We start from the raw sequence: 19,006 nt of genomic DNA, 5'->3' as shown, positions 1-19,006 counted from the left end.
TGAACAAAGATAGCTATTTGCCGATATATTATCGTCTCCCTTTGTTCACTAATTTTTATAGCCTATCAATTTAATCTATAATTCACGCCTTCAAACTGCTCTAAACCGTCTAGAAACTCATTAGTCAGGTTGATACGTATGGATTTGGCAGGCATTTCTATCGCTAATTCATCTTGAATATCCAAAATTTTGAATTTCAACTGACAGTTCGCTTCTTGTCCTTCCGCTTTTGTAGCCTCCACCAAATGATGGACTTTATAGACGAAAGTATCATCAATCAGGTGCAATGGAAGCTGTATGGTGAAGGATTTGGCCATCTTGTCACGTAAATCGGATAAAAGCTGGATGTTTTTCAGCTCAAATCCCCAATTGCCGACCTGTTTAAACCTTTCCTGCACCAATCCCCGAATCTGTACAAAGAAACCCTCCTGTAAATAGCCTTTGAATTTCACATAATCCTCACCGAAAACCATAATCTCAAAGGAATCGCTATAATCTTCAATGATGAACGATCCAAAAGGCTTTCCTGACTTAGCTATACGGTGGTTTGCCGAGGCAATGATTCCCCCCATTACCACTTCCTTATTTTTTATGCGGTTGAACTCCAAAAGTGTTTCCTCTTCGATTTCACTAGCTTTCATCTTATTAATCAGCTGCAAATCACTTACTCTATTGGAACAGAAATGCTTAATCTCAAATTTATAATTATCGAGCGGATGGCTTGTCAGATAAATACCGATAACATCCTTTTCGTATTTCAATTTTTCGATAAGCCCCCATTGTGGACAAGGAGCTAACACCGGTTCCGGTAATTCGGTAGCTGCAGATCCGCCGAACAAGCTGGCCTGGGCAGAATTTTCATTTTCTTTTACACGGTGTCCGTATTTAATAGCCTTTTCCAAACCCGTGGAACTATCCCCATCGACATGGAAATATTGTGCACGGTGCGTAGTGGTAAAACTATCAAAACCACCTGCATACGCCAAGCTTTCAAAGGCTTTCTTGTTAGCAGCACGCAAATCTATACGTTTGGACAAATCAAACACAGACTTATAGGGTCCTCCCGATATACGTGTTTGCACGATCGTATCCACAGCCCCAGCTCCTACACCTTTAACAGCTCCCATACCAAAACGAATCGCTCCCCTGTCGTTTACCGTAAACTTGTAGTGTGACTCGTTCACATCAGGCCCGAGCACCTCCAATCCCATCCGCCGACATTCTTCCATAAAGAATGTCACCTGCTTAATATCATTCATGTTGTTGGATAATACTGCGGCCATATATTCCGCCGGATAATGGGCTTTCAGATACGCCGTTTGGTAAGCTACCCAAGCATAGCAGGTGGAGTGGGATTTGTTGAAGGCATAGGATGCAAACGCTTCCCAGTCCGTCCAGATCTTTTCCAAAACTTTCGGGTCATGTCCATTTTCAGCTGCTTGGTTGACGAATTTAGGTTTCATCTTATCCAATACTGCTTTCTGTTTCTTACCCATGGCCTTACGAAGTACGTCGGCATCACCCTTGGAGAAACCCGCTAATTTCTGAGACAAAAGCATCACCTGCTCTTGGTAAACTGTGATACCGTACGTTTCTTTCAGATACTCCTCGCAGGCATCCAAATCGTAAGTAATGGGTTCTATACCATGCTTACGCTTGACAAATGAAGGTATATAATCCATCGGTCCTGGACGATATAGGGCATTCATCGCAATCAAATCCGCAAAGACGGTTGGTTTCAGCTCCTTCATGTATTTCTGCATGCCGGGCGACTCGTACTGGAACACCCCTATGGTTTCACCACGTTGGAACAGTTCGTAGGTCAGCTCATCATCTATCGGAAAATTATCTGGATCCAACTCGATTCCATGGCGCAACTTCACATTGGCTACCGTGTCCTTAATCAACGTTAAGGTTTTCAGTCCCAAAAAGTCCATCTTCAGCAAGCCTGCGCTTTCTACCACAGAGTTGTCAAACTGTGTGACATATAAATCAGAATCCTTCGCCAACGATACTGGAACAAAATTGGTAATATCATCGGGTGTGATAATCACACCACAGGCGTGAATCCCGGTATTTCGCATTGAACCTTCCAATACCCGTGCCTGCTTGATCGTTTCGGCTTCTAGCCCAGCACCATCCGCCAATGATTTCAAGCGATTGACTGCTTCCAACTCATCTGAACGTAAAGCTTCTTTAAGCGATTTCTCGTCCATATTGAATATCTTGCTCAACTTCAGATTGGGAATCAGCTTTGCGATCTCATTCGCTTCATGCAACGGCAAATCCAACACGCGTGCAGTATCCTTAATGGAAGACTTCGCAGCCATAGTACCGTAAGTGATAATTTGTGCGACCTGTGATGCGCCGTATTTATCAATAACGTATTGCATAACACGACCACGACCTTCATCATCGAAGTCAATATCGATATCGGGCATAGAAACGCGGTCTGGGTTAAGAAAGCGCTCAAATAGCAAATCGTAAGCAATCGGGTCTATGTTGGTAATCCCCAAACAATAGGCTACAGCCGATCCAGCTGCGGACCCCCGTCCAGGCCCAACGGAAACGCCCATATCCCGCGCTGCAGCGATAAAATCCTGTACAATAAGAAAGTATCCCGGATATCCTGTACGTTCGATTGTTGCCAATTCAAAATCCAAACGCTCGCGTATTTCTTCTGTAATCTCCGGATAACGTTTCTCTGCTCCTCGGTAGGTTAGATATTTCAAATAAGCGTTTTCTCCTCGCTTACCACCGTCAGCGTCGTCCTCAGCGTGCTGAAACTCCTCTGGAATTTCGAACTTAGGCAGCAAAACATCTCTATTCAAAGAGTATATTTCGACCTTATCTAGTATTTCTTGTATGTTGACAATAGCCTCTGGAATATCAGCAAAGGCTTTTTTCATTTCGGCTGCCGATTTAAAATAATATTCCTGATTAGGTAAGCCAAAACGGAAGCCACGCCCCCGCCCCTTTGGTGTGGACAATTTTTCACCATCTTTTACACACAGTAGGATATCGTGCGCGTGTGCATCTTGCTTTTGTACGTAATAGGTATTATTTGTTGCAATAAGCTTTACATCATGTTTTTTCGCCAGTTGAATTAAAGTCGCGTTAACACGGTCTTCATCTTCCTGACCATGCCGCATCAATTCTATATAAAAATCATCAGCAAAGACTTCTTTCCACCAGACCAAAGCCTCCTCTGCTTGAGCTTCACCAATGTTAAGTACTTTACTCGGCACTTCTCCTTGCAGATTGCCAGAAAGCACTATCAGGTTTTCTTTAAATTGTTCAACGACCGATTTATCAATTCTCGGCACATAATAGAAGCCTTCCGTATAAGCTATGGAAGCCATTTTCGCCAAATTATGATAACCTTCTTTATTCTTCGCTAAAAACACAATCTGATAGCCGTTGTCCTTTCTGCTTTTATCTTTATGATTTTCACATATGTAAAACTCACAGCCTACAATTGGTTTTACAGGTCGTCCGACAGGGGCTTCGCCATTTTCAAGTGCTTCGGCATTTTTGGCTTCAATTTCTTTGTTATGAGTTAACGCTTTATTTACAAAATGGAAAGCGCCCATCATATTGCCATGGTCAGTCAATGCCACCGCTACCATGTTATTTTTAGCAGCAGCATCTACCAAGGAACCTACAGCAATGGTCGATTGAAGAACGGAAAACTGGGAATGGTTATGTAGATGCACAAACTCGGCTTCGTCCAATGCTTCAAGTTGTGCTTCGTCCACCTCCACGTGAGTCGTATCAGAGGCTTGTTTAGCACGAATTTTATCGGAAGCCGCCTTTAGATTGATATGCGTAAGACCAACGGACGGTATTATATCCGAGTTTTCCTGTCGAAAATCCACGAAATAGCCCGTATCGACTTGTAGCTCTTCTGGAGAAAAGACCTCACGACGCACCAATTCGAAGAAACATCGTGTTGTTGCTTCTACGTCGGCAGTCGCATTGTGGGCTTCCGCAAACGGAACACCAAATAGATACGAGTGCAGCTCCGTTAAGTTCGGTAACTTATAACGACCTCCACGACCACCAGGAAGTTGTAAAAGCTCTGCAGTAACTTCAGTACAGGTATCCAACACCGGCATGGAAGCCATAGTCGAATCAACGCCATACCGATAAAATTCACACCCCATAATATTGAGGTCGAAACCGATATTCTGACCTACCACGAATTTTGCTTTGGCTAATGCCTCATTAAACTTGGTCAATACCTCAGGCAGAGGCACACCTTCCTGCTCGGCAAGCTCTGTTGAGATACCGTGGATTTTTTCGGAGTCGTACGGAATGTTGAAACCATCAGGTTTAATCAGGTAATCCTGATGCTCCAACAACCGGCCCATTTCATCATGCAATTGCCAAGCAATCTGAATACATCTTGGCCAATTGTCTGTATCGGTTATCGGCGCATCCCAACGTTTGGGTAAACCTGTTGTTTCTGTATCAAAAATTATATACATGCAAAATCCTTTTCTCGTCAAACAAAGTTAACAAAATATCAATGTCAGTTTTCCACAGATTGACATAATCTATGCACGTCCTTAAAAAACAAAGCAGACTTCCGAAGTTTTGGAAAACTTCGGAAGTCTTACTTACGTTTCATCAGTAACTTTAAAATAAAAACCTATAAGGTTTGGTTATATATCCATAAGAAAAATAGGGTTTCACGAACACCTCCGTATCAAGAAAAACCTTATAGGTTTAAATAGAAAACTTTAGAATAAAAAAGTGCAACCTATACAGGTTGCACTTTTAGCTATAAAAGGGAATATTCCTTTATCTTTTTTCCTTATTCCTAATTCAAAATCACGACCTCAACCCGTCTATTTTTCTGACGTCCTTCAGGTGTTTTGTTATCGGCAACAGGTTTTGTTTGTCCAAGACCTTGGGTCGATATACGCGAGGCAGGAATACCGGCATCAACCAAAAATTTTTCGACTGAAGCAGCACGTTTTTCCGACAACCATTGGTTGTAACCAGCTTCTCCTGTAGCATCAGTATGTCCATCTACTCTGATCTTTTTGGAAACATCATTTTTCAACAACTTACTTAATTTATCCAGTTCAACTTTAGCTTTATCAGTCAGATAGGATGAGTTTGTCGGGAACAAAAGATCGGAAGAAAGTGTAAATTTTATACCTTCGTCCGTACGTGCGGCATTTTCAAATTCACTTTTCACGTTTTTTAGTCCGTCATCTGTACCGTCCTTGGAAACCACGGCCCCTGGATTCACCATGATCGCCTGTTGCTTACAGGACATCACACCTAAAACACTTGAAATTAACACTAAAAATGTACCTATTCGTTTCATGCAATTGGGATTTGTTATTTTGTAAAGATAGTAAAATGTACAATTTTAAATCAAGGAACTAATTCTTTTTTTCATGTTCGTCAAAGAGCTGTTCCATAACTTCTTTGATTTCGGGAATTTCGCTATATAATCTCCATATTAAACCACTTCTGGCGTTTTCCAATAAGATAGAGACAGCAGCTTGGTTACCTGCAAAATATTCATCAGAAACATCATCATTACGCAAATCTAGCCAGGCTCTAAAGCCGTATTCTGTAAACAGTCTATTCCCGTAATGCTGATACAAAGCATCAATGGATCTCTCCCCTACATCTCTAAGTGCAAACATGGCTGCTGGAGCTATCGCCGGATTAACCCTAAAACCGCCAATGCTATCCCGGAATTGGTAGAAACCCCAGATATCGGAATGTGTCGAACCAACACCGACTTCATTATCCTTACGTTTTCTCGCCAAGATGTAATTCTTGATGGCGCTGAGGTAATCAACCTCCTTATCCCGAAGGTTTACAGGATTGATTGTAAAAAATGGTTTATAGAGTTCTAAAAGACTATGGTTATCCCACCCAAAAGGCAATTTCTCCCCGTATACAATCGTGTCCTTTAAAATAGAACCCCGCAGAGGTAATACAGATATTAATGTGTCTTCCTGCGATTTCTGTAACTGCTTATGCACAAAATCATAAGGGTTTAGTGACCATGACAGCGTATCACTATAGATGGAGTCCACAGGTTGATCTAGGTGCAAACTATCGAATTGTATCTTCTTAATGCCGTTCTCATAAGCTGAAAGCGGAAGTTTATATTTGGGAGCTGCCATACCTAAAATATAAGCATTCATCGTTTCATTGACTCCACCCAATGTGGCATATTGTAAAGAAGCATTGGAAGCCGTATCTATTCCGGATATATGCTCAACAAGCACATCGTCTGTGTTCAGCATAATCGCCTTATTCCACTGCACCTGTTGCCAAAGCTGCGTAATCCTATTGCGTAAATCAGCTTCTGCCTCATTCTCGTTTGAGAAATATTGACGGGCCACCAAAAGGGCTTCAATCATTGTCGTTGTAGCTACTACGTCATAAGAAGCTTCCCCACCCCGATAATCGGGCACACCCGCCCTTCCATCAAAATAAGCAGGAAAAAATCCATAACGATGTTGACCTTTCAGCAGAAAAAATACCATACGTGAAATTCTATTCAACACCACCTGTCTTTGGATAAGTCCGCGCTCTGCACCAACGATAAGGCTTAACACCGCATGTCCGCTCTCTTTCACAGAAACAACAGCTTTATCTTTTCCCCGGGAAGGTAGGTACATGCCGCTATTGATATCATAGTTCTCCAAAAAATAATTTACATGCGCAGCCTGTACCAAATCCAGTAACTTATCCTTGTCCAAAGGTTGGGTTCTCACCTCTTTGACTTCTGAGAATGGAGATTCGACATAATTGTAATCCACCCAAGCTATCTTATAATAATATGTCCTGTTTACCTCGGGGACGTAGGTAAAACATCCTTGCATAGTTATTGGGCGGATGTCAACAGGTTGAAAATTGGTATTATCTTCTGAGCGGTATATCTTGATATAACGAATGGAAGGTGTCAAAGGCAATTGCCATTGCAAGTGTATCTGCTTATCGTATGCTACTGCTGAAGACAAAATTGCCGCAGACGATAAAGTAGCCGTCGAATAGTTTTTAGATAAGAATTCGACCTGATCGATAAAAATGTGATGTGTTTTTCCATCGCTCTCATTTTGGTAAAAACGAACAGCACGCACGGCCTCTTCCATATTTAAGTTTTTAAATCTGGATAAAGGGATCTTGACATTAAGCCAGGTACTGTAGCCAAAATCTTCTATAAAAGAAGCTAAATCCAAGAACTCACTTTCATTGTCTCGTTGACGAATAGCAATTTTAGGCAGTTGTTTTTTACTCGTGTGTTCACTCTTGATAAAAATCTTTAAAACTAAAAAGTCTGTATTATTCAACTGATAATGCAACTTCTGACGACTATATTTTAACTCGGCCTGCCAATCTCCGGATTTCCCTGATCGATATTGTAGGGATAGTGCATTCCCTGGTGTAAAGAATAAAGTGTCCGAGACTAATAAGTGCCGATTCAGATTTTCTACCCAAGAATCTCCTTCATAGCGTACTTCGCTCTTGGCATATACACCACTTACCAAGCTATTATCAAAAATAACATCTGGATAAGTGTCGGCCTTTAAATTGCCAAGCTGCAAGAATAAATAGACTATCCCCAGTAAAAAATATAAAAACAACTTCATTATAGCATGATTGATTTGCGGCAAAAATAAGCAAATATTGCTCCAATTCCCCTTAAATACGCGATGAAAGCTTTAAGTAAGAAAAATATTACGCACATTTTTAGCCTGTTAGCTATTGACACATTAAAAAATAGGGAAATAATTTTTAGAATGACAATTTCTCTCTATATTTGCACCACGTCAAGCGAAAGTAGCTCAGTTGGTAGAGCACAACCTTGCCAAGGTTGGGGTCGCGAGTTCGAATCTCGTCTTTCGCTCAGTTGCTCGGATGGTGGAACTGGTAGACACGCAGGACTTAAAATCCTGTTCCCGTTAAAGGAGTGCGGGTTCGATTCCCGCTCCGAGTACAAAAAAGCGCTTCTATTTACTAAATAGAAGCGCTTTTTTATTAAATTTACATATGAAAAAGTTCGAACTACCAGTAGAGCGTAAAGATGCATTATTAGCAATTTTACAAAAACGCTTTGAAAAAAATAAGCAACGTCACAAAGGTATAGAATGGGTAGATGTGCAACAAAGGATAGAAAATAATCCCAAAAAGCTTTGGTCTTTAAATGAAATGGAGGAAACGGAAGGCGAACCGGATGTGATAGGCTATGACCAAGAACACGACGAATATATCTTTTGTGACTGCGTTGCAGAAAGCCCCAAGGGACGTCGTAGCCTATGCTATGATCGTGCTGCATTAGAATCCAGAAAGGAGCATAAACCTAAGAATAATGCACAGGAAATGGCTCAAGATATGGGAATCGAACTACTGAGTGAGGAGCAATATCACGCTTTACAGAAGTTAGGAAAGTTTGACACTAAAACTTCCAGCTGGTTGACCACACCTAATTCTGTTCGGGAACTCGGTGGAGCTATATTTGGTGATTACCGTTTCGGACGTGTTTTTATTTACCATAATGGAGCCGAGTCTTACTATGGTGTCAGGGGCTTTAGAGGGATGTTAAGGGTTTAAAAAGCAATGATGTTAAAATACGATTTATGGGTGTGCTTGTGCTATAAATTTATCAGTATTTTTTATTTTAAAGTTTTCAGGAAAAAGCCTTTTCGGTTGAATACAAGGCTCTTATGTGGGTTATCAAAGATAGTCAAGTAACGATTTGGTAACGGTGCTTATTGCTTTGCTTTTCAACACGTTTCCGTTAGCTCACAGCAAATATACAAAATTTATTATTCTCAAAACCATACAAAGGATTTTAATATCCGATTATTACACTTGGTAAAACAGGACAAGAAAAAAGGGCTTTTATTAAACCCTTTTTACGCTGTACAGATATAGCAAACCCTACCTACCGTCCTGCTCGTCCATTTTTTTGATAAGGCTTTCTTTAAGGCTGTCAAGGAATTTAGTTCTGTTCATTTTTCGGGATTTGAGTTCTAAAAACGTGTGATAGAAATCTCCCAAATCAACATTAAAAGTGCTTTCAAAGACTTTGACGATAGGTTTAATATCTGCATTGGCGTTATTGAATATGCCTTGTGAATGTAGTGCATAAATCAATTCGGTTAAAGCGGTCTTGCTACCTGTCCAATGCAGGGTTGTCGGTTTGTCGCTTGTGGCTGTTTTTGATAGTTGGTCTTCGAGGTAGTCCTGTATCAAATCATTGGCAATAATCTTTGCTACTTTGTAATCGTGGGAAGTGGAAAAACTGTGGTCGGTTTCAAAATAGAATGTGTCCAAACTCAATTGAACATTGTGCTTGCCACGAACAAAATAGGTGTGGTCAAGATAAGTGCTGTCGGTTCTGTAATAGCTGTAAAACGCCATATTGTTATCAAAAACCCTTTTGAGCTTTGATAATTCTTTATTGAAATATTCTTCCAAAACTTCTTTTCCGCCATAAGGTCTTTTGGCTTCAATCTTATACACAGCATTGTAATAAATGAGCTTTGCAACGATGGTAGGTTTCTGATGTTTGAAAAAACGGATTTCTTCGCCTTCATCGCTGAACCCTGTTTTTAGCACATATTCCTTTAATTCGGATAGGCATTCTACAATAAGAAGTATAACAGCTTCTATCCGTTGTATGGAGCAATCAGCTTCAACCTCCAATTCGTTGACTGTTGTTTTTAACCTATGTAATGTTTCGTTGTAAAATTTATTCATTCGATTATTTTGAAATGTTTAAGCGCACTATGAGTAGTGAATTGCCAACAGCGCTGTTCCCTCATCAAAAACATCTGTCATTTCAACGATGATGATGATGTTGGTGTTGATGGTGCTGAAAATTACCTATATAATGATGATAAATATGACGGACAACAGCAAAAATTAGGAATATCAATATGGCAGAGAGGAAAATTAGCATTGTCCAATTAAGTATTCGGTGATGCAATCTTTCTACCCTTTTTACAGGCTTTCTTGATTGAGAAATATGCCGATTGGGGATATATTTCTTTTTGCGTATTTTCTTTTTCCTTTTCAAAACTCATAAATTGAAGGGGTTTAAAATTTCATTCGCTGTATTCTTACCGCATTTAAAATTGCCAATAACGCTACGCCAACATCCGCAAAAACAGCTTCCCACATTGTCGCCAATCCACCTGCTCCAAGTACGAGTACAATAGCTTTTACACCGAAAGCCAAACCGATATTTTGCCAAACGATTTTCTTTGTCTGTTTACCGATGTTGATTGCCATAGGTATTTTACTTGGCTTATCGTCCTGTATGACCACATCTGCGGTTTCGATAGTGGCATCACTCCCTAATCCACCCATTGCGATACCTACGTCGCTCAATGCCACAACAGGAGCATCGTTTACACCATCGCCCACAAAAGCAACGCTTTCGCCTTTGGCTTTGATGTCTTTAACTCTGTTTACTTTGTCTTCGGGCAATAAATCTCCAAAGGCATTGTCTATCCCCAACTGCTCCGCTACATATTTCACAACGGTACTTTTATCTCCGCTAAGCATCGTTGCTTTAACATTGAGCTTATGCAATAGGGTTATGGTTTCTTGTGCATCTTCTTTGATACTGTCGGCAATCGTGATGTAACCAACAAATTTGCTGTCGTATGCAACGGCAATAGTTGTATAAACGATGCTGTTCGGGTCTAAGTCGTATGATATGCCGAACTTACCCATCAGTTTGAAATTCCCGACCAATAAATCCTTACCGTTTACCGTTGATTTCAAACCGTGTCCGGCGATTTCCTCCGTATTTTCCAATCGAATTTCATTATTCGGTCTCCCCACGTATTCGTGAATAGCGGTTGCTACGGGGTGTGTGCTATGGCTTTCCAAAATGTTGACTAATTCCAGAATTTCAGCTTTATCAAATTCGGGATTGAAGTTGATATCCTGAACCTTAAAAACGCCCTCTGTCATTGTACCTGTCTTATCCATCACTACGTTTTGAATATCGGAAAGAGCATCTAAAAAGTTACTTCCTTTGAACAGTATTCCATTTTTGCTCGCAGCACCAATACCACCGAAATAACCTAAGGGAATGGAAATAACCAACGCACAAGGGCAGGAAATAACCAGGAATACCAAAGCCCTGTACAGCCAATCTCTAAACTCATAATTTTCCACAAAGAAATAAGGCAGTAGGCAAATGGCTATGGCTAACAGCACTACAATAGGCGTATAGATTTTTGCAAATTTCCGGATAAATAATTCCGTTGGTGCTTTTTGTGCAGTGGCGTTTTGCACCAATTCTAAAATCTTGCTCAACTTACTGTCGGTGTATGCGGTCGTAACTTTTACCTGCGATACGGTGTTGAGATTTATCATCCCTGCCAAAACGGTTTCGCCTTTGTTTTTTGTATCTGGTTTGCTTTCGCCTGTTAAAGCCGATGTATTGAAAGATGCCGTTTCGGACAACAGTTCTCCGTCTAAGCCTAATTTTTCTCCCGGTTTAAGCTGTATAATTTCGCCAACGGCAACAGTTTCTGCCTTTACGGTTTGCGGTTCATTGTTTTTTAAAACGGTTACTTCATCGGGTCTTTGGTCAAGCAAAGATTTGATGTTTGATTTTGCCCTCGAAACAGCCATTGTCTGAAAAACTTCGCCAACGGCATAGAACAACATTACCGCAACGCCCTCGGGATATTCGCCAATGGCAAATGCCCCGATAGTTGCAATGCCCATCAAAAAGAACTCCGAGAAAATCTCGCCTTTGCGAATACTCTCAACGGCTTCTTTGAGTACGGGCAGTCCAACAGGAGCATAAGCCACCACGTACCAAATAATCCGTACCCAATCGGTAAACCACGTCTGCGGAAACCAATTATCCATTGCAATACCTGCAAGCAACAGCGCAAGGGAAATAATGGCGGGAAGAAACATCTTGAAAACATTGTCAGTATCTCCTGAATGCGAATGGTCGTGTCCGTCATCATCACTGTGGTCGTGATTATGCCCGTCATTTTTGTGATGCCCTTTTACCAATTCCTTAGCACCTGCTTTGGTGTAGATTTTTTCTTCCTGTGTGCAACAAGTCATTTTGCCTTGTGCATCGTAAGTATGCTTGTGATTTTTGTCTGTATTTATCATAGCCTTTAATTTTTTAGGTTCGTTACACTTTTTTATTTCTTATTCTTTCTACATTATTATTCATTATATGCCTCACGATATGCTGAAAAATAAACTTCTTGAAAGCGTTCAGTTCTTGTTGATGTTTTGCATAAAACGCATCGGGTGTATCAAAAACGCCAAAGTCCCGATTGATGCCTTTATCCTGAATAAATGTATTATTGAGGTTCCATTCAATCGGCGGGTTCTCAAAATTATCGGTATAAACCCCGAAACCGCAAAAAGTGGTCTTGCAATCACTGTTCTGTTCCTGTAATTTAGTGAGGTACGGTTTATCCAAAATCACGCCCTCCAAAAAATACCATTGCTCGTTTACCCAAACTTCAACCCAGCTATGCAAGATATTCTTAGGCGATAGTCTGTACCAAATACCTGTAATAGCTCCTTTCTGCAATGCCTTGTTAATGGTAAAGCCGTGAATACGGTTAGGTACATCTGTTGCTCTTAACAAAGCCATTAATAAAGTGGCTTTTGTGTTGCATTGTCCGTACCCGTCATTCAGCACCTGCGATGCGGAAATATAATCAGAAACATTATAGCCAAACTTTATTTCGTCCCGTACAAAATTGTAAATGGCTTGAACTTTGGCAACGGTGTCCAAGTTTTCCCACCCTCTCTGCTCCAATAGCTTTTGTATGGAAGCATTGGAGTAGTCAAGGATTTTTGTTTCTTTAAGATAGGTGTCCATAACACATTTATATTTATAACAAAGTTACACAGGGAGAGCCTGCAATGCTATTGCAAACTCTCCTTTAAACAGTTTTCACAAATTCCCTTACCAAATAATTTTAGTTCGTCGATACGGTAATTCTGACTTCCATTCTGCGGTATTATAAAATCCTCCTTACAGGTTGTCTGCTTACAAATCTTACAATAGAAATGTAAGTGCCAATCCTTGTGTGTATTTTCATCACACCCATCGTGGCACAGAATATACTTGACCGTAGTGTTCTCCTGAATACTGTGTACAATGCCTTTTTCTTCAAAAGTTTTCAAAGTCCTGTAAATCGTAACCCTGTCTGCTTTATAAAAATGGCTCTCGATTTCAGATAGGGACATTGCTGTTTGCTGTTGCTCCAAGAAATCATAAACCAATATCCGCATACTGGTCGGATTGGTGTTCTTTGACAACAGCTTCTGTTCAATGTTTTTTTTCATTATCCAATGTTTTTTAGTGAGCGTGGGCGTGTTCTCCCGAATCATCCATTTTTGCATTCACAAAAAATGCACTTTTTACCACGATATGCGTTCCGTAAGGAATTTCACTTACAGGTGTAATTGCCGTATAACCTAATAGAGAAGCACCTTTAATGACTTCCATTCTTACAAATCGAGTTCCCTTTTCAGAACCGTGGTCGTGAGCCTCCTCTTCATCGTGGTCGTGAGCTTCTCCCTCTTTATGCTCGTGGGGTTCTTCTTCCTGCTCCTTGACCAAAAAGATGTAATACTTTCCGTCTGCATTGACAATAGCATCGTTGGGTACAGCCGTACTTAATACATCATCTAAACTTACCATTCCGGTTATACTCATTCCGTCAATCAATCCTGTTTTATCGCCTGTAATTCTGCTGTGAACGGCAATGGTCTTACTCTCTCCGCTAAAAGATGAACCAATACTGTACACTTCGGCAGAATAGGTCTTATTGGGATTGTTGGTTACGACAAAATCTATTTTCTGACCTATTTTGATAAGGGGAATATCCTTTTCATAAACCTGTAAATCCAAGTGCAATGCTGTGTTCTCTATTATTTCGGCAATAGGCGAAGACACATCTACATAGCTTCCGATTTTGGCAAAAACGTTACTTATAGTGCCACTTATCGGGCTTGTAACGACCAACGAGGCTTTAAGGCTCGCATTTGACAAGGAAGCCGGATTAATACCCATCATTTGGATTTGTTGTTGTAACGATGCTTTTCGTGTTCTCAACGTGTTCAATTCAGATGTGGCACTTTGCAGGTTTTTCTTTGCACCTGCATTTCCCTCGTTCAGCTCTCTTTGTCTTGCCACTTCCTGCTCTGCAAATTCTATCCGGCTATTAATGCTTAGGTATTCTTCCTGCAACTGTATGAATTGCGGATTGGAAATTGTGCCGATGACCTGACCTTTCTTTACAAAATCGCCTATCTCCACATTGAGGGATTTGATAACGCCACCAAACATTGAAGTTGCATTTGCCTTGTTGCTGTTGGGTACTCTCAATCCTCCGTTGGCTTTCAATGTTGCGGATAATTGTTTTTGTTCAATCATCCCTATTTCGATACCAACGGCTTTCATCTGCTCATCGGTCAGCACGGCAACATTTTCTTCTTCGTGTTCGTCCGTTGTTGTTTCTGCTTCCGTTCCGTGATTATGCCCATCGCCCTCTTTATGATTATTTGTACAGGCGTTGAAAGCAAAGAATGCTACGAGGACAAGAACGCTAAAAACTATATTATTTATGATACGTTTCATATATTGTATTATTTACTGATTAATGAATGGATAAGCGTTACAGCCTCATTGATTTGCTGAATGCTATTTAAATAATTAAGCTGAATGTCTGCTGTTGTCTGCAAGGCAAATAGGTACTCCACATAAGAAATATCTCCGGTACTGTACCCCAGCTTTGCAGCATTGATAATCTCATCAGCATTGGGAAGTGCCTGCTCCTTGAAATAGGTAAACTGCGCTACATATTGTTCGTATTGTTTCAAGGCGTTTGCCAATTCCGTTTTAAGCTGTTGTTCCTGCCATTGCGCATTTAATTCCAATGATTGTTTCTTGTAATCAAGCGAGCGAATTTTTGCTTTGGTGGTTGTAAAAATGGGGATTGTAATACCTACATCAACAAAACTAAACCGCTGTCCTCTGCCATAAAATTGCTCTACACCATTTTTACTGTGCATTCCTATCAGCGATATGTTATTATAGCCGAACGTAAAATCAGGCAGGCTGTTTGCCCGTTCCAATTTCTTGTTCTGTTCGGCAATTTTCGCCTCTTGGTACAATAGCTGGATGCTCGGATGATTTGCAACAGCCGAACTGTCAATGAAAGAACTTAACAGCAATGGTGTATAATCCGGTTGAGGTTCTATTAAGAAATCTTCCTGTGTCTGCATCAGATTTTTAAGGCTTTGATAGGCGTTCTGCCTTAAAACCTCGTTCTGTTGATACAAAAGACTTATTTCCCCTTTCTTGGTAGTTGCAGTATTAACGTCTAATTTACCTATATCTCCCGTTTTATACCGGAGTTCCGCAACACGGATAAAGTCTACATAAATACTATCAAGATACTTTAAAACTGAAGCATTATGCTCCAAATATTCCAACTGATAATAATAGGTTCTTACCTGTTTTTTCAGTTCGTTTTCTGTCAGAGCCTTCGCCCACTGCTGACCTTTTACCTGCTCTTTGACAAGATTTTTCTTTGCCCCAAAGAGTGTCGGAAAGGGAATGGTCTGTGAAATTTGGAAACCGTCATTATATTCAAATCCCTCATTATTCCCGTATTGGAAGTTTACATCGGTCTTCGGTAGTTCATACGCCGTCTTGCTAAGGCTTTGGGCAGATTGAATATCCATATTTTTGGAACGTAGCTGAGGGTTGGTCTCCACAGCTACTTCAATAGCTCTATCTACACTCATCGGAGTTTGTGCCTTACCGTTTTGAGAAAAACCCAAGAACACAAACAGCAACAGCACGGGTGCTATGGCTTTCGTTTTACTATTTTTCGGAGGTTTTTGGTTTCTCATAAATACGAGGTACAGCAATGGCAGGACGAACAATGTCAGGGCAGTTGCCGAAATCAGTCCACCGATAACCACGGTTGCCAACGGTTTTTGTACTTCTGCACCTGCACTTGTACTCAACGCCATTGGTAAAAAACCTAAACTTGCCACAGATGCCGTCATCAATACAGGTCTAAGCCTTGTTTTAGCTCCCTCGATAATTCTCGGAATAATCTCGTTCCAACCCTCTTTTTCCAGTCTATTGAACGTGGCAATCAGTACAATCCCATTCAGAACAGCAACACCAAACAGGGCGATAAATCCGACACCTGCTGATATGCTGAATGGCATATCCCGCAATAACAGGGCAAATACGCCTCCAATGGCACTCATCGGGATAGCTGTATATACCAAAACGGCTTCCTTAAACGAATGGAATGTGAAATACAACAGGATAAAAATCAAAAGCAATGCGATAGGTACAGCAATCAGCAATCTGTCGGTAGCTTTTTGGAGGTTCTCAAACTGACCACCATAAGTAAAATAATAACCTGTCGGTAGCTTAATCTGTTCAGCCAATTTATCCTGAATTTCATTGACAACGCTGGCTACATCCCGCCCCTGTACGTTGAAGCCGACATATATCCTGCGTTTACCGCCTTCACGGCTGATTTGTGCGGGCCCTAATTTGTAATCAATGTTTGCAACCTGTGAAAGCGGTATTTGGTCGCCGTTTGGTAGTGGGATAAACAGATTGCTCACATCCTCAATGGAACTGCGGTGGGCTTCATCAAGCCGTACCACCAAATCAAATCTTCGTTCGTTTTCATAAATCACACCTGCTGATTTACCTGCGAACGCAGTGCTGACAATATCGTTTATTTCCTGTACATTCAAGCCGTAATTGGCTATTCGGGTACGGTCATATTCGATATTGATTTGGGGAAGACCTGCTACCCGTTCTACCTGCGGAGCAGTCGCACCTTCTACTGTTTGAATAATAGCATTCGCTTTATTGGCATAAACCAACAAACTGTCGAGGTCTTCTCCGAATATCTTAACGGCTACATCCTGCCTGATACCTGTCATCAGTTCATTAAACCGCATCTGTATCGGCTGATTGGCTTCAAAGAATACACCGGGAATAACTTCAAGTTTCTCCATCATTTCATTGGAAAGCTCGTCATAGGATTTTTTTGTTTTCCATTCGTCCTGCGGTTTTAGGATAATCATCAGGTCAGTGGCTTCGGGAGGCATCGGGTCTGTCGGTACTTCGGCAGCACCAGTCTTGCCTACGACCATTCTCACTTCGTCAAATTCCTTGATTATCCTTGATGCCTGCATAGAGGTTTCCAGACTTTGGCTTAACGATGTTCCTTGTGGCAGGATACAGTGGAAAGCAAAATCGCCCTCGCCCAATTTTGGCAGGAACTCTCCGCCCATCCGTGAAAAAAAGAATATACTTATGGTAAACAGCCCAACGGCAACCGCAATAACCACATATTTCATCCGAATGGCTTTTTCTAACAATGGTTTATAAACCCCTTGAAGATAGTCCATCATTTTGTCTGAAAAATTCTTTTTGGTAATCGGCTTTTTAGACAAACACAAAGCACTCATCATCGGGATATAGGTAAAGGACAAAATCAATGCTCCCAAAATGGCAAAACTTACAGTCTGTGCCATTGGCGTAAACATTTTACCCTCTATACCCACCAAAGTAAGGATAGGGATATAGACAATGAGGATGATAACTTCGCCAAATGCGGCACTCGTACGAATTTTCCGTGCAGATTCATATACCTCTTCATCCATTTCTGCCTGCGTAAGTCTTTGTGTGGATTTCCGCAAGCCCAAATGATGCATTGTCGCTTCAACAACAATCAGGGAACCATCTATTACCAATCCGAAATCAATAGCCCCCATACTCATCAGGTTGGCACTTACACCAAACAGCCGCATCATTCCCAACGCAAAAAGCATAGATAGCGGTATGGCTGAGGCTACAATCAGTCCTGCTCTGAAATTCCCCAGGAATAGAATTAATACAAAAATAACAATCAGTGCGCCCTCAATGAGGTTCTTTTGAACCGTACTTATCGCTCTATCAACCAAATCCATTCTGTCTAAAAATGGTTCTATGACCACGTCTTCGGGTAGAGATTGTTGGATAACCGGTATTTTTTCTTTGATACTTTTTACAACTTCAGAGGTGTTTTCTCCCTTCAACATCATTACAATCCCACCCACAGCATCTACTTCGCCATTATAGGTCAATGCTCCGTACCGGGTGGCGTGACCAAATTGTACTTCTGCCACATCTTTGATAAATACCGGAACGCTACCTGTATTTTTAACGACGATATTTCCTACATCTTCCAATGAAGTAACCAGACCAATCCCGCGAATAAAGTAAGCATTGGGCTTCTTATCGATATATGCACCTCCGGTATTTTGGTTGTTGTTTTCGAGGGCGGTAAAAATATCGGAAATACTAACGTCCATTGCCTTGATGCGGTTTGGGTCGATAGAAACTTCGTACTGTTTAAGCAAACCACCGAAACTATTGACTTCTGCAATTCCCGGAGTACCGTAAAGTTGTCTGGCAACAATCCAGTCCTGCATTGTCCGCAAATCCATTGCGGAATATTTGTCTTCACTGCCTTCTTTGGGATGAAGAATATATTGGTACACTTCGCCAAGACCTGTACTGACAGGAGCAAGTTCAGGTGTTCCAATCCCGTCAGGTATCTGGTCTTGTGCTTCTTTCAGCTGTTGGCTTACTAACTGTCGTGCAAAATAAATATCGACATTATCTTGAAAGACAACGGTTACAACAGATAATCCAAATCTTGAAACACTTCTTATCTCTTCTACTTTTGGAAGATTAACGATACTTTGCTCTACGGGAAATGTTACTAATTGTTCTACTTCTTGTCCTGCCAATGTAGGCGACAGGGTAATAATCTGAACCTGATTGTTTGTAATGTCAGGTTGGGCATCAATGGGGATTTGCTTGGCACTCCATACCCCCCAAATGATGAGAAACAAGGTCATCAATCCTATAATGAACTTATTCTTTATAGAGAATTTTATAATACTATTTAACACTTCTATT

The 19,006-nt window shown here is 41.0% G+C and carries 11 protein-coding genes and 2 tRNA genes; 4 read left to right on the top strand and 9 right to left on the bottom strand.

The window, feature by feature from the left end; translation table 11 throughout:
- Nucleotides 1–65: 65 nt before the first annotated feature.
- From dnaE to BM375_RS03665, 3 genes are all read right to left on the bottom strand, one after another.
- On the bottom strand, nucleotides 66–4,490 hold the full coding sequence (gene dnaE, locus BM375_RS03675) for a DNA polymerase III subunit alpha (RefSeq protein WP_093363813.1): 4,425 nt from the start codon (nucleotides 4,488–4,490) through the stop codon (nucleotides 66–68).
- A 335-nt stretch (nucleotides 4,491–4,825) separates the two neighbouring features.
- On the bottom strand, nucleotides 4,826–5,341 hold the full coding sequence (locus BM375_RS03670) for an outer membrane lipoprotein YfiB (RefSeq protein WP_093363812.1): 516 nt from the start codon (nucleotides 5,339–5,341) through the stop codon (nucleotides 4,826–4,828).
- Nucleotides 5,342–5,399: 58 nt separating this feature from the next.
- Nucleotides 5,400–7,631 carry a glucoamylase family protein gene (locus tag BM375_RS03665; protein WP_093363811.1) on the bottom strand — a complete coding sequence of 744 codons (2,232 nt, stop codon included), beginning with the start codon at nucleotides 7,629–7,631 and terminating at the stop codon, nucleotides 5,400–5,402.
- Between the two features lie 184 nt (nucleotides 7,632–7,815).
- Between BM375_RS03665 and BM375_RS03660 the strand changes: the two genes are divergently transcribed.
- The 3 genes from BM375_RS03660 to BM375_RS03650 all read left to right on the top strand — a co-directional run bounded on the left by BM375_RS03660 (nucleotide 7,816) and on the right by BM375_RS03650 (nucleotide 8,592).
- Nucleotides 7,816–7,888 (top strand) — tRNA-Gly (locus tag BM375_RS03660).
- 5 nt (nucleotides 7,889–7,893) lie between these two features.
- Nucleotides 7,894–7,978, top strand: a tRNA-Leu gene (locus BM375_RS03655).
- A 53-nt stretch (nucleotides 7,979–8,031) separates the two neighbouring features.
- Complete coding sequence (locus BM375_RS03650; RefSeq protein WP_093363810.1) at nucleotides 8,032–8,592, top strand: DUF4256 domain-containing protein; 561 nt, start codon at nucleotides 8,032–8,034, stop codon at nucleotides 8,590–8,592.
- Nucleotides 8,593–8,922: 330 nt separating this feature from the next.
- On the opposite strand, the gene BM375_RS03645 is transcribed toward BM375_RS03650, so the two are convergent.
- Complete coding sequence (locus BM375_RS03645; RefSeq protein WP_093363809.1) at nucleotides 8,923–9,744, bottom strand: RteC domain-containing protein; 822 nt, start codon at nucleotides 9,742–9,744, stop codon at nucleotides 8,923–8,925.
- Between the two features lie 36 nt (nucleotides 9,745–9,780).
- Between BM375_RS03645 and BM375_RS17140 the strand changes: the two genes are divergently transcribed.
- Nucleotides 9,781–9,957: a hypothetical protein gene (locus tag BM375_RS17140; protein ID WP_170852579.1), complete on the top strand. Its 177-nt coding sequence runs from the start codon at nucleotides 9,781–9,783 to the stop codon at nucleotides 9,955–9,957.
- A 126-nt stretch (nucleotides 9,958–10,083) separates the two neighbouring features.
- Here the strand turns inward: BM375_RS17140 and BM375_RS03640 are convergent, their stop codons facing one another.
- The 5 genes from BM375_RS03640 to BM375_RS03620 are packed head-to-tail and all read right to left on the bottom strand — an operon-like array spanning nucleotide 10,084 to nucleotide 18,999.
- The gene (locus BM375_RS03640; protein ID WP_013597178.1) at nucleotides 10,084–12,138 is read right to left on the bottom strand and encodes a heavy metal translocating P-type ATPase; all 2,055 of its coding nucleotides are present in this window, start codon (nucleotides 12,136–12,138) and stop codon (nucleotides 10,084–10,086) included.
- A gap of 22 nt (nucleotides 12,139–12,160) precedes the next feature.
- Nucleotides 12,161–12,865, bottom strand: coding sequence for a transglutaminase-like domain-containing protein (locus tag BM375_RS03635; protein ID WP_093363808.1), 705 nt, complete (start codon nucleotides 12,863–12,865; stop codon nucleotides 12,161–12,163).
- A 47-nt stretch (nucleotides 12,866–12,912) separates the two neighbouring features.
- On the bottom strand, nucleotides 12,913–13,335 hold the full coding sequence (locus tag BM375_RS03630) for a Fur family transcriptional regulator (protein ID WP_013597180.1): 423 nt from the start codon (nucleotides 13,333–13,335) through the stop codon (nucleotides 12,913–12,915).
- Between the two features lie 13 nt (nucleotides 13,336–13,348).
- Nucleotides 13,349–14,632 (bottom strand): efflux RND transporter periplasmic adaptor subunit, encoded by a 1,284-nt coding sequence (locus BM375_RS03625; RefSeq protein ID WP_093363807.1) that lies wholly within the window; start codon nucleotides 14,630–14,632, stop codon nucleotides 13,349–13,351.
- Nucleotides 14,633–14,640: 8 nt separating this feature from the next.
- The gene (locus BM375_RS03620; RefSeq protein ID WP_093363806.1) at nucleotides 14,641–18,999 is read right to left on the bottom strand and encodes a CusA/CzcA family heavy metal efflux RND transporter; all 4,359 of its coding nucleotides are present in this window, start codon (nucleotides 18,997–18,999) and stop codon (nucleotides 14,641–14,643) included.
- Nucleotides 19,000–19,006: the final 7 nt, after the last annotated feature.

It is taken from the genome of Sphingobacterium wenxiniae (assembly GCF_900116225.1).
GTDB classification, from domain to species: Bacteria; Bacteroidota; Bacteroidia; order Sphingobacteriales; family Sphingobacteriaceae; genus Sphingobacterium; species Sphingobacterium wenxiniae.
Note: the sequence above shows the minus strand (reverse complement) of the source record. Positions and strands in the feature narration are given on the sequence as shown.